Origin of the sequence: Burkholderia perseverans (assembly GCF_022870505.1) — a bacterium.
Classification (GTDB): Bacteria; Pseudomonadota; Gammaproteobacteria; order Burkholderiales; family Burkholderiaceae; genus Burkholderia; species Burkholderia plantarii.
Window position 1 is genome coordinate 2,190,329 of record NZ_CP045094.1, and the last position, 12,060, is coordinate 2,202,388.

The 12,060-nt window shown below is 68.1% G+C and carries 13 protein-coding genes; 8 read left to right on the plus strand and 5 right to left on the minus strand.

The window, feature by feature from the left end:
• Nucleotides 1-12: 12 nt before the first annotated feature.
• Nucleotides 13-1,182, minus strand: a complete 1,170-nt coding sequence (locus BpN12_RS24385) for an ABC transporter ATP-binding protein (RefSeq protein ID WP_246794826.1) — start codon at nt 1,180-1,182, stop codon at nt 13-15.
• Between the two features lie 184 nt (nt 1,183-1,366).
• Between BpN12_RS24385 and BpN12_RS24390 the strand changes: the two genes are divergently transcribed.
• Together BpN12_RS24390 and BpN12_RS24395 are read left to right on the plus strand one after the other, a co-directional pair.
• Nucleotides 1,367-2,422 carry a LacI family DNA-binding transcriptional regulator gene (locus BpN12_RS24390; RefSeq protein ID WP_246794827.1) on the plus strand — a complete coding sequence of 352 codons (1,056 nt, stop codon included), beginning with the start codon at nt 1,367-1,369 and terminating at the stop codon, nt 2,420-2,422.
• A gap of 117 nt (nt 2,423-2,539) precedes the next feature.
• Nucleotides 2,540-2,737 carry a ribbon-helix-helix protein, CopG family gene (locus BpN12_RS24395; protein WP_246794828.1) on the plus strand — a complete coding sequence of 66 codons (198 nt, stop codon included), beginning with the start codon at nt 2,540-2,542 and terminating at the stop codon, nt 2,735-2,737.
• A 12-nt stretch (nt 2,738-2,749) separates the two neighbouring features.
• On the opposite strand, the gene BpN12_RS24400 is transcribed toward BpN12_RS24395, so the two are convergent.
• Both BpN12_RS24400 and BpN12_RS24405 read right to left on the minus strand, forming a co-directional pair.
• Nucleotides 2,750-3,601 (minus strand): fused MFS/spermidine synthase, encoded by an 852-nt coding sequence (locus BpN12_RS24400; protein ID WP_246794829.1) that lies wholly within the window; start codon nt 3,599-3,601, stop codon nt 2,750-2,752.
• Nucleotides 3,602-3,625: 24 nt separating this feature from the next.
• Nucleotides 3,626-3,970, minus strand: coding sequence for a zinc ribbon domain-containing protein YjdM (locus BpN12_RS24405; RefSeq protein ID WP_246794830.1), 345 nt, complete (start codon nt 3,968-3,970; stop codon nt 3,626-3,628).
• A 215-nt stretch (nt 3,971-4,185) separates the two neighbouring features.
• Here BpN12_RS24405 and BpN12_RS24410 point away from each other — a divergent pair, with 215 nt between their 5' ends.
• From BpN12_RS24410 to BpN12_RS24420, 3 genes are all read left to right on the plus strand, one after another.
• On the plus strand, nt 4,186-4,440 hold the full coding sequence (locus BpN12_RS24410; RefSeq protein ID WP_246794831.1) for an HPr family phosphocarrier protein: 255 nt from the start codon (nt 4,186-4,188) through the stop codon (nt 4,438-4,440).
• Nucleotides 4,441-4,561: 121 nt separating this feature from the next.
• Nucleotides 4,562-4,819: a hypothetical protein gene (locus tag BpN12_RS24415; protein ID WP_246794832.1), complete on the plus strand. Its 258-nt coding sequence runs from the start codon at nt 4,562-4,564 to the stop codon at nt 4,817-4,819.
• Nucleotides 4,820-5,197: 378 nt separating this feature from the next.
• On the plus strand, nt 5,198-6,148 hold the full coding sequence (locus BpN12_RS24420; protein ID WP_246794833.1) for a CE1 family esterase: 951 nt from the start codon (nt 5,198-5,200) through the stop codon (nt 6,146-6,148).
• Nucleotides 6,149-6,192: 44 nt separating this feature from the next.
• Here the strand turns inward: BpN12_RS24420 and BpN12_RS24425 are convergent, their stop codons facing one another.
• Together BpN12_RS24425 and BpN12_RS33335 are read right to left on the minus strand one after the other, a co-directional pair.
• Nucleotides 6,193-6,606, minus strand: coding sequence for a hypothetical protein (locus BpN12_RS24425; RefSeq protein ID WP_246794834.1), 414 nt, complete (start codon nt 6,604-6,606; stop codon nt 6,193-6,195).
• A 67-nt stretch (nt 6,607-6,673) separates the two neighbouring features.
• Complete coding sequence (locus BpN12_RS33335) at nt 6,674-6,796, minus strand: hypothetical protein (protein WP_280529138.1); 123 nt, start codon at nt 6,794-6,796, stop codon at nt 6,674-6,676.
• A gap of 562 nt (nt 6,797-7,358) precedes the next feature.
• Here BpN12_RS33335 and cfa point away from each other — a divergent pair.
• The 3 genes from cfa (at nt 7,359) to BpN12_RS24440 (ending at nt 11,715) form a co-directional block, all read left to right on the plus strand.
• A complete protein-coding gene (gene cfa / locus BpN12_RS24430) occupies nt 7,359-8,534 on the plus strand; it encodes a cyclopropane fatty acyl phospholipid synthase (RefSeq protein ID WP_246794835.1) in 1,176 nt (391 codons plus the stop codon).
• 762 nt (nt 8,535-9,296) lie between these two features.
• Nucleotides 9,297-10,703 carry an MFS transporter gene (locus BpN12_RS24435; protein ID WP_246794836.1) on the plus strand — a complete coding sequence of 469 codons (1,407 nt, stop codon included), beginning with the start codon at nt 9,297-9,299 and terminating at the stop codon, nt 10,701-10,703.
• A 130-nt stretch (nt 10,704-10,833) separates the two neighbouring features.
• Nucleotides 10,834-11,715, plus strand: coding sequence for a hypothetical protein (locus BpN12_RS24440; protein ID WP_246794837.1), 882 nt, complete (start codon nt 10,834-10,836; stop codon nt 11,713-11,715).
• Nucleotides 11,716-12,060 lie beyond the last annotated feature (345 nt).

Here is a 12,060-nt window from a genome sequence, read left to right on the forward strand (position 1 = left end):
CGGGCGCCCGCCTCAGGCGGGGGAGAGCGCGGCCGGCGCCGGCGCGGCGATCGCGAAGCCGTCCTCGGCGAACAGATGGCACGACGCGGCGGGCGCACGCAGCCGGACCGTGTCGCCGGGCGCGACGCGCAGCTCGCCGGGCGCCTTCGCGATCAGCGTGCCGTCGGGCTGCTCGAGATGGACGTAGCTGTGTTCGCCGAGCGCCTCGACCAGCGTGACGCGGCGCGTCAGCAGCAGCGCGCCGTCGTGCGCCTGGCCGCCCGCATCGGCGCCGGCCGCCACGAACTCCAGATGCTCGGGGCGGATGCCGAACGTGACGGCGGCGCCGGGCGCCGCGCCGTCAGGCGCGAGCGGCAGCACCGCGGTCTCGCCGCCGCCGTCGAGCCGCACGCTCAGGCCGCCGGCCTCGGCCGCGATCACGCGCGCGGCCAGGAAGTTCATGCGCGGCGAGCCGATGAAGCCGGCCACGAAGCGGCTCGCGGGTCGATAGTAGAGATCGAGCGGCGCACCGACCTGCGCGATGCTGCCGTATCGTTCGGTATCCTCACCGCTGTGCAGCAGCACGATCTTGTCGGCGAGCGTCATCGCCTCCACCTGATCATGCGTCACGTAGACCACGCTTGCCTCGGCGAACTGCCGGTGCAGGCGGCCGATCTCGATGCGGGTCTGGCCGCGCAGCGTCGCGTCGAGGTTCGAGAGCGGTTCGTCGAACAGGAACACGCCGGGCTCGCGCACGATCGCGCGGCCGATCGCAACGCGCTGCCGCTGGCCGCCCGAGAGCGCCTTCGGATGGCGCTCGAGCAGCGTCTCCAGCTGCAGGATGCGGGCCGCCTCGCGCACCTTGCGGTCGATCTCGGGCTTCGGCGTCTTCGCGAGCCGCAGGCCGAACGCGATGTTCTCGTAGACCGTCATGTGCGGGAACAGCGCGTAGCTCTGGAACACCATCGCCACGCCGCGCTGCGCGGCCGACAGGTCGTTGACGCGCCGTCCGCCGATCGCGATCTCGCCGTCGCTGACGTCCTCCAGGCCCGCGATCATCCGCAGCAGCGTGGATTTCCCGCAGCCGGACGGCCCGAGGAACACGCAGAACTCGTGCGCGCCGATCTCCAGATCGACGTCGCGGATCACCGGCGCGGCGTCGCCATACGCCTTCTGCACGCCCTTCAACGAAATGCTCGCCATCGCTGCGTCTCCATGTTTTAATCGCGGAATTACGGAGATTAAGCGCTTAACCTGCGAGCCACGAAAAACGATCGCCGTGGCGATCGGGGCAGGTCGTCTCCGTCTTTCCTTCTGATATCGGCCCATCATGCAACGGGCCGGTGCCGCCGACAAATATTGAGACAAGATTTCATTTATTGAGACAATGCCGACGCTCGCCGAAGTCGCCCAGGCCGCGGGCGTGACGCCCGCCACCGTCTCGAACGTGCTGCGCAACCGCGGCCGGGTCGGAGCGCTCACGCGCGAACGCGTGCTGGCCGCCGTCGAGGCGCTCGGCTACCGGCCGCATCTGGCCGCGCGCGCGCTCGCGGAAGGGCGGGCGCCGACCATCGCGCTGATGGTATCGAGCATCGCCAACCCGTTCTATCCGGAGTTCGCACTAGCGGTGGAGAACGCGCTGCGCCGCAGCGGCCGCTACCTGATCGTCTGCAACACCGAGAACGATCCCGCCATCGGCCGCGGCTACCTGGAGCAGATCGCCGGCACGCTGTCGGAGGGCGTGCTGGTGATGAACGCGAATCTCGACCTCGACGACCTGCACGCCACCGTGGCGCGCGGCACGCCGGTGGTGCTCTGCATGTGGGAGCGGCCCGAGCTGCCGCCGGGGCTGCCTTGCGTCGCGGTGGACTTCCGCCTCGCCGGCGAACTGGCCGCCGCGCATCTGCTCGCGCTCGGCCATTGCCGGATCGGCGCGCTGGTCGGCAGCAAGGTGTCGGGCATCCATGCGGCGCGCTACGACGGCTTCGTCGCCGCGCTCGACGCCGCGGGCCTGGCCGGCGCGAGCGCGCCGGTACGCCATGCGCCCGACACCATCGAGGGCGGCTACGCGGCCGCGCGCGAGCTGCTCGCCGCGCATCCGGATCTCACGGCGCTGTTCGCCACCAACGATCTGCCCGCGCTCGGCGCGATGCATGCGGCGGCCGACGCCGGCCTGCGCGTGCCGCACGATCTGTCGGTGGTCGGCATCACCGACATCCAGCTGGCCGCGCAGTCGCGGCCGGCGCTATCTACCGTCGCGGTGCCGACCGCCGGGGCCGCCGCGCTGGCCGTCGCGCTGCTCGCGGAGCTGGTGGGCTTGAACGGTTCCGGTGGTCAGGGCACCGAAAGCGACCCGCGCGCCGCACCGCTCATGCGCGTGGCCGGCGAACCGCGGCTCGTGGTGCGGGCCTCGACGGCGCCGCCGCGAGATACCGGTCGCTGACCGCGAGCGGGCCGCTACCGGGCGCCGCGAGACTATCGCCCGACATTCGGTTAGGCTGTGCCGGTCGATGAATCGATTACAATCTGATTAACATATCAACCCGGCCCCTGCCTGCAAATGGAAACAAAAACTGCACGATTGACCATCCTGATCGACCCCGCGAAAAAGGCGGCACTCGAGAGGCTCTGTGCAGAGCAGGACATCACGCCGTCGCAAGTCGTCCGGCAATTGATTCGCGAATATCTGGCGCAGCACAACGTGAAATACGAAACCGCGAGCATGGCCGCCGAGCGCGCCGCGCGACGCGACAAATAATCGGGCGCCGCGTCATTCCGCGGTTGTTTTTTTGATTTTCCAGTGGGGCCGGCCGCGCTCGCTCCACTTCAGCTGCCCGATCTCGACACGCTGACCGCGCTTGAGCCGGACCGCCAGTTCGTGCAGGCCGAGCGCCGCCGAGAAATCGAAACCGCCGGCCCGTTCGAACAGCACGGCGGCATGCGGCAGTGCGCTGGCGCCGTTCCACGCGAACACGATGCAATTGCCGCCGTTATTCGACATCAATATCGAGCGCGCCATGCCGAACACGGCTTCCACGCGCGCCAGATAAACCGGCAAGCCCGGATCGTCATCGACGAAATTCGCCACCAATACGCCGCGCTCATTCAGCCGTTCGCGGCATGCCTCGAGAAACGCCTGGCTCGCGCATTGGGCCGACATGCCTTGCGCCTCGAAGGCGTCGAGCAGGATCACGTCCGCCGAAACCTCGGGACGGCGCATGTAGTGGGCGCCGTCCGCGCAGACCACCTCGAAGCGGTCGCCGTCGGCGGGCAGGTGGAAGCGCTCGCGCAGCGCGATCACGTCGGGATTGATCTCGACCGCCGTGATCGTGGCGGCGGGCAGGTGCCGATGGCAGTACTTCGCCAGCGAACCGCCGCCGAGCCCGATCATCAGGATGTGGGCCGGCGCGGGCGCCAGCAGCACGAAACCCATCATGGTGCGCGTGTACTCGAGCACCAGCCGCTCGGGTTCGGTCAGCGACATGAAGCTCTGCGCCGCCGACAGATCGAAATGCAGCGACACCGTGCGCCGCGTCTCCAGCACGATCGGCTTGCTGCCGCCCAGCGACGCGGCGAACACCGCCGCGAACGCATCCCACGCCGTCCGGTTCCGATCCGTCATCGCCCTCCCCAAAAAGGATCCGCGTCAGGCCTTGCGCAGGTAGCACGCCTTCAACATGAAATTGCCGGCGTCGGTGCGGCAGTCCACTTCGTGATCGCCGCTGGCGAGGCGAATGCCCTTGATCCGCGTGCCGACCTTCAGCGTGATCGACGAGCCCTTGACCCGCAGGTCCTTGATCAGCACCACCGAGTCGCCGTTCGCGAGCACGCTGCCGTGCGCGTCCTTCACCACCGCCTCGGCGGGCGCCGCCGGCTCGTCGGCGCCCGCGCCGGGCGACCACTCGTGGCCGCAGTCCGCGCAGACGACGAGTTCGCCGTCGGGATAGGTGTTGTTCATCGCGCATTGCGGGCATGCGGGCAGGGCTAACATGAGGGGTCCGGTCGGGGGGTGGCGGGGCGGCCGCGAGGGCGGCACGACTTGAATGTGCGTTTCATTATAATGCACGGCACATGCTATGATGATATCGAGATAACGTCGGCATTGCCGGTTTTTCCCGCTGGTTGCGTGTCCCGCCGGGCTTGGCGGGGGAGGCACCAGCAGGCGCGCGGCAGGCGTTCGTGCCGCTCGCGCCCCTCGGAGATGTCATGGCAATTTGGGTGGAGGTGAGGCTCGCGACGGCGCGGGACTTCTCGGCAACCGGCGCCTGCGGCGCGGCGCTCGCCGAATGCGCGCGGCGCTTCGGCAGCGACATCCGGCTGATCGCGGACGGCCACGAGATCGATGCGAAGGCCGCGGCGGCATCGCGCCTGCGCGCGGGTTCGCTGGTGCAGCTGCTGGTGGACGGGCAGGACGAGGAAGCGGCGGTACGCGACCTGCTATCGCTGCTGCAGGCAAACTGAGCGGGCGCCGCCAGAGAGGATTCAGGGAACCGTTCGACGGCCTGCCGGCAGCGCCCGGGACAACCGAACGTCACGCCGCGCGTTGCTCCAGGAAGCGCGGCGGCAGCAGAAGGTTTTTGCCGTGCCCAAACATTTGACCTATGCCGATATCACGGCGCGCGCCGAACTGGAGATTCACTACTATCTCCAGCGCGCGGCCGTCGATCATGCCGGCGACGACACCGTCGATCAGGCGCTCTCGCGCGGCGCTGCGCTCGGCGCGCTCTCGCTGTGGGATGCGCTGGCCACCGATCTGGCCGCGTTCCATACGGCCGACTACGCGGCCGACCGCGCGCGGCTGACGGCGCTGGTGGCTTCGGGCAGCCCGCCGGCGGTGTGAGGCGCGCGGTGCGTTCGGCTTGACGATGGCGCCGGCGAGTGAGCCGGCGCGTCCTGCATCCCGATTCCTGCCTACCGGATTCCCGGTCCCGTGCCTGTCGGTTCGCGACGGGCATGTCCGCCGCCTGTCCCGTTTCTTCTCTTCATAGCGCCTTCCGGAGCATCGCGTCGATCCGCGAGCGCCCGGCGTGTCGCTTCGCGCGCTGACACCGGATGACACAGTTTCCCAACAGATATTGCCACTGGTCCCGGATACGCTCGGTGTCTTCGCGGGCAGGAGCCGTCGACACCGTTTCGGCGCGTCCGCCTGCTCATGTCACCACGACGGCACGGCCGGCGCGCGCCCGGCCACGCCGCATCAAACCTGGGGGGTACCGGAATGTCCGTTCTGTTTCCAACGCGCGCCGCGGGCCGCAAGCTGCTCGCAATCGCCGCCGCCTGGCTCGGCCTGACGCTCGCCGTGCCGGCGCTGGCCGCCGACCGCACCGGCAGCCTGCCGTTCGGCAACCAGACGCGCACCGACTCGATCCACGTGCCGGACGGCCCGCCGCCGCGCGGCGGCTTCCCGGTGATCCTCGCGTTCCATGGCGGCGGCATGCAGGGCGCCGGCATGCAGCGGCTCACGCATCTCGACGAGGTGGCCGAGCGCGACCGGTTCATCGCCGTCTATCCCGACGGCATCGACCGGCACTGGAACGACGGCCGCACGACCATCAAGAACCCGCAGGACGACGTCGGCTTCGTGTCGGCCCTGATCGACCAGCTGGAGCAGCGCTATCCCGTCGACGCCGGACGCGTCTATGCGACTGGCATCTCCAACGGCGCGCTGTTCGCCGAGCGGCTCGGCTGCGACCTGTCACAGCGCATCGCCGCGATCGCGCCGGTGGCCGGCACGCTGCCGGCGGACATCGCGCCCGCGTGCCGCCCGGCGCGCGAGCTGGCCGTGATGCAGATCGACGGCACGGCCGATCCGATCATGCCTTACGGCGGCGGCGCGGTCGCCGATTTCGGTGGCAAGGGCGAGGGTGGCCAGGTGCTGTCGGTGGCCGAGACCGCCGCGATCTGGGCGCGGGCCGACGGCTGCGGCCGGCCCGGCGCGGCGCAGCCGCTCGCGCCGGTCGCGCCGCTCGATCGCACCCGCATCGCGCGCATGGCATATTCGGCCTGCCGCCCGGCCGGCCAGGTCGTCGTGTTCACGGTGGAAGGCGGCGGCCATGCGTGGCCGGGCGGCCCGCAATACGCGCGGCCACGCGTGATCGGCTGGGCGAGCCGCCAGATGGACGCGAGCAGCACGATCGCCGCGTTCTTCCTGTCGCTGCCGCGACGCTGAACAAGGCCGGACCGGGCTGAATCCACCGCAACCGGCCCGCGCGTTCAGCGCTTGATGCGGCTCAGGTGCTGATCCCAGGCCGCCATGCGGTCGCGGATGTATTCGCCCATCTCGGCGCTGGTATCGAGCTGCGGCTCGACAAGATCGACGCGGCCGTTCTCGTCGGGGATCGGCAGCTTCGACACGCGCCAGGCATGCAGGCGCTCGATGCTGCTCGGCGTGGCCCGATTCGGCTGGCTGGTCTGCGACTGCGGCGGCAGGATGCCGGCGAGCGGATCGTCCTGGCGCGGCTCGGCGAGCGTGAGCACGTCGCCGAGGCCCGGCGCGGCCGCGTCGCGCCGCGTCAGCGACGGCAGGTTCCAGCGCATCTCGATGGTCTTCAGCACCGAGGTGTGATCGATCGTGCCGTCCTGGACGCGGAACACGGTGCCGGCCGCGATGCGCGGCGAGATCAGCACGGCGGGAATCCGCACGCCGAAACGCTTGAAATCGAAGTTGCCGAATTCGCCGACCGAATCTTGAAGTTCAGCACGAAGCCGCGATTGTCGGGCACGGCGCCCGGCGCCGGCCGTCGTAGAGAAAGCCGAACGAGCGGTTTTCCAGCATCAGCTGGACGACGTGCATGATGTTGCCGAGTTGGTTGGCCATGCGTGGCGGCTCGCTCGAGGGTGGGGGACGCCGGGAGGTGAAGGATCGCCGGCATGCCCACGCCGGCGGCGCGTGACGCGATCTGTATGCGGATCTGACAACCGGATGCCACGGCGCGCGATATCGCTGTCGGCCGAATGTAAAAATAATGACTTTCGCCGTGGCCTGAAGCCGGCATTCACGATCCCGCCGGAATGCGGCATCTTCATGACAGGGCCGCCGCGTTGCTGCTGAATGCCGATCGAAAAGAAATCGATAGAAACCGATACACGAAGACGCACGAACACTTCCCGGTTTTCAAAAACGACAGCCTTACGTAAGCCATTTGATGCGGACGGCAGGATTATTGCGTCAGGCGTAGAAGTCTTTGCGCACGCACGAATCAATGCAGCCCGCAACGGAACGTAGTATTTTCATTTTCGCGTTCCGGGTCGATCCCCGGAAGTTGCGACTGCCCATGAACGGCTTTCCGCGGTGGTATCGTTTCCGTTCTGACGGCACGAATGCGGAGCAGCGCGGCATCGGGCGCAGCGATGGACGTTCGAATTCGGCCAACCTGAGAATGGAGGCAGCGACCGTGGCCACACAACCGGAAGATCGCGTCGAACCCGTGCAGGCGGAAGTGCATACGTCCGCCTATCGGCTTGTCGAGGAACTGCTGTCGCGCGCCGACGTCCGTCTCGACGGTTCGCGCCCGTGGGACATCCGGCTCCTCGACCCCAAGGTACCCGAGCGCGTGCTCGCCTACGGCAACCTCGGGTTCGGCGAAGCCTACATGCAGGGGCAGTGGGAATGCGACCAGCTCGACGAACTGTTCCGCCGCATCCTGATGGCGCGGCTGGACGAGCAGGTGCATGGCACGCGGCTGATCTGGCAGGCGCTGCGGGCACGCTGGACCAACCGCCAGACCGCGCGCCGCGCGTGGCAGGTGGGCGAGCAGCACTACGACATCGGCAACGCGTTCTACGAGGCCATGCTCGATCGACGCATGACCTACACCTGCGGCTACTGGGGTGACGGCGCGACGACGCTGGATCAGGCCCAGGAGCACAAGCTCGACCTGATCTGCCGGAAGCTCGGACTCAAGCCCGGCATGCGGCTGCTCGACATCGGCTGCGGCTGGGGCAGCCTGATGGGCTACGCGGCCGAGCGCTATGGCGTGTCGTGCGTCGGCGTGACGATTTCGAAGGAGCAGGCGGCCTGGGGCGCGAAGCGATATGCGCACCTGCCGATCGAGTTCCGCCTGACCGACTACCGCGACGTGGACGAGCGCTTCGACCGGATCGCCAGCGTCGGCATGTTCGAGCACGTCGGCGCGCGCAACTATCGAACCTACATGGAAGTTGCGCAGCGCTGCCTCGCCGACGACGGGCTGTTCCTGCTGCACACGATCGGCAAGAACCGCCGCGAGACCACGCCCGACCCGTGGATCGACCGCTACATCTTCCCGAACGGTGAAATCCCGGCGCTCGCGCACGTGACGGAAGCGCTCGAAGGGCTGTTCGTGGTCGAGGATCTCCACAATTTCGGCGCCGACTACGACCGGACGCTGATGGCCTGGTACCGGAACTTCGACGCAGCCTGGCCGCGCTTCGCCGCCGAGAAGGGCGAGACGTTCCGCCGGATGTGGCGCTACTACCTGCTGTCGTGCGCGGGCGGCTTCCGCGCGCGCGAGATCCAGCTGTGGCAGTGGGTGCTGTCGCCGCGCGGGGTGGTGGGCGGGTATCACCGGCCTTAGGCTGGACGCGCGCCGCGAGGCGCGCATCACGACGGCGCGCTGCGCGCCATCGACGTGGCCGGCCGGGATCGATCGAAAGCCCGGCCGGTGACAAGCCCGCGATCGCCGCTCGCAAGCGTGCCGGCCTGCCGACGGTGGCGCGGTTCCGGTGCCGCCGCAAGCACCGGCCGCCATCACGACGAATTTCCCCGCGACCCGGGCTTCGGGGCCATTTCCAAATGGTGCGGTGGCGCCATTCCCCGTCTTCATCTGATTCCAGGCAGCCCGGACATATTTCGAGTCGAAGGACGAACTGATCGCCGAGGCGCTGCGCGAGCACGACCGTCGAGTGATGCGTTCGCTGGTTGCGTTCGCCGAGTGGCACCGCACCTTTCGCAGCCGCATCCAGGAGGTGTTCCAGTGACATGACGACTGGATCCGCGGCCAGGATTTCAGCGGTTCGCCGTTTCTCAACGCAACCTCGGAGTTTCACAATCGCGACACCCAGGTTCGCCGCATCGTGCGCGATCATCTGCGCGCGACCGAATCGTATGGAAATCGCTGTTTGCCGAACCCGACCTCGGCCGGGAAACGGCGCCGCAACTGATACTGCTGCTCGGCGCAACCTCGTCGGCCTATGCGGGCGGCCACAAGGACGCCTCGAACGCCGTCAGGAAGATCGCGGACGCGATGCTGGCCAGCCAAGCGGCGCAGGCCGAGCAGGAAGATGCCTGAGCGACACGCAGGACGCGCATCGAACAGAAAAAAGGAAAGAGAGACGCCATGAGTTCAGTGGATCTGCAAGACGCCCGCGAGGGCGCGGAAGAGGGCGGCATCGCGCCCGCGCGCCGTTATTTCGCGGCGGCCGCCATCATGCTGGGCATCCTGATGGGATCGCTCGACAGCTCGATCGTCAACGTCGCGCTGCCCACCGTCGCGAACGCGCTGCACGTGGAATCCGTTTCGGTGATCTGGGTCGCCAACGGCTACCAGGTGGCGAGCGCCGTGTTCATGCTGATCTTCGCGGCGCTCGGGCGCGTGCTGGGGCAGCGCTTCATCTACGGCGCCGGGCTCGCGCTGTTCACGCTGGCCTCGCTCGGCTGCGCCGTCTCCGGTTCGCTCGGCCTGCTGGTCGCGATGCGCGTGCTGCAGGGCATCGGCTACGCCGCGATGGTGACGATCGGGCTCGGCCTGTATCGCACCATCTTCCCGCCGCGTTCGCTCAGCACGGTGCTCGGCTGGAACGCGCTGGTGGTGTCGTTCGGCATGGCGGTCGGCCCGGTGGTGGGTGGCGTGCTGGTGTCGTTCCTCTCCTGGCCGTGGCTGTTCCTGATCAACCTGCCGCTCGGGCTGCTGGCGTTTTTCCACGCGTATCGATCGCTGCCGCGCGATACCGGCATGACGCCGGGCTTCGACCTGTTCGGCGCGCTCCTGTCGGGCCTCGCGATGTGCGCCCTGGTGACGGGCGTCGACCAGATCGGCCGCTGGCCGGCCGGCATGCTTGCCGCCGTGTTCGTCGCGAGCGGCGTGCTGGCGGCCGGCTTCGTCTACTGGCAGACGCGGGCGGTGGTTCCGCTGGTGCCGCTCGACATCTTCCGCTCGCGGCGCTTCTCGATGGCGGTGCTGGCCTCGGTCTGCATGTTCACCGCGCAAGGGCTCGCGATGGTGGCGCTGCCGTTCCTGCTGCAGCACGGCTATGGCTACGGCGTGCTGGAGTCGGCGTTCATCTTCACGCCGTGGCCGCTCGCGGTGGTGGTGGTCGCGCCGCTGGCCGGCAAGCTAGCGGGGCGCGTGAACGGCACGCTGCTGTCGTCGGCGGGCGTGATCGTGATGGCCACCGGGCTCGCGCTGATCGCCTGCATGCCGTCGCCGGCCTCGATCGGCACGATCCTGTGGCGCGTCTGCCTGTGCGGGATCGGCTATGGCCTGTTCCTGCCGCCGAACAACAGCGAGATGCTCGGCAATGTCCCGAAGACGCGCTCGTCGATCGCGTCGGGCGTGCTGTCGACCGCGAAGACCATGGGGCAGTCGCTCGGCGCGGCACTGGTGGCGGTCGTGCTGGCGCTGGTGGCAACTGCGGGAGCGGGGGCCGGCGTGCCAGGCGCCGCGTTTACGCGGCTGGCGTTCGGGCTGGCGGCGGCGGTGGCGCTGCTGTCGAGCCTCGTCAGTGTGGCGCGGATTCACCGATGAGGAGGGATGGGCGCCGGAATCGTATCGCGGTGCGTGAACGGCGTTGCTTTCCCGATCATTTCTGCTAGATTTCATCCAGCAAACGCATCCAGGCCGTCGAAAAAAGAAACGAGCGAACAGGGGGTGGAACGTGAAACGAGTCAATGGCCTCGCCGTCACCGCGCTTGGCGCCGCTTTTCTTCAGATCCATTCGGCCGCCGCGAGCGCCCAGGCCAGCGCGCCGGCCGCGTCGGCGGATTCCATCGCAGCGATCACGAAAATCGTCTCCGCGTCGTCCTGCCGAAGCATCGACTGGCGTAATCGCGGGCTCGCTCCGAAGTCCTATGTCGTCGGCCTGTCGCTGGTCTTCGCGCGTTCAGTCTGTCATCCGGCGAACCCCGATGTCGTGGTCGCGTCCAGTGCCGCTTCGCCCCAGCAAAAGAAAATCGACGGACTGACCGCCTACGACGCCGTCTTCAAGCAACTCGGCATGCGCAACGACCAGTCGGGCGTGAACACCTTGCGGCACACCTATCTGCTGCTGCTCGGCCTGGGCATGCGCGAGAGTTCGGGAAAGTATTGCGAAGGGCGGGACGTGAGCCAGTGCTTCAACGATCCCGACAGCGCCGAAGCCGGGCTGTTTCAAACCTCCTACGGCGCGCGGCGAGCCGATCCCTCGCTCGAGGCGCTGTTTCAGAAATACCAGGCGAGTGCGGACGGCTGCATGCTGGATCAGTTCAAAGGCAATCTGTCCTGCTCGATCCATAAGAGCCAGAACGCGAAATGCCCGGACGCCACCAGTGACGTGGTGGGTACGGGACCCGGCGCGGACTGGCAACGTCTGACCAAATCCTGTCCCGCCTTCGCCACCGAGTATGCGGCGGTCGTTTTGCGCAAGAACGGCGGCTCGAAAGGGGAATTCAATCCGATTCGCAAGCAGCAGGCGCAACTGATCCCGGTGTGCGACGCGATGCTTCAGAACGTGCAGCACTACGTCGAACAAACCGCCGGCGCCTGCGATTCGCTGCAATAGCGCGATGGCCGGTAAGCCGGCCGTTCCCGTTCAATCCCCCGTCATCCCCTCCATTGCCGCGCGGCCGGGTGCGGATCGACTCGCCCCCGTTCCCACTGCATCGCGATCCGCACGCAATCGCCACCGACACGCACGGTAATCAGCCGTCGTGATCACCGAATCAAAAAAGACTATTGGCGCGGCCCGTGACAGGCGCCCCAACATACCGACAGCCGACGCCACCAGACCCGCCGCGACAAGCTCCGCGGCGTGATCCGTGCCCGGCCCTCGCATTCCCGAAAGCACCCGCCGCATGAGCGGGCCGACGTCCCGCCGCGCGCCGCGCGAACGGGTTGAGGAACGGAA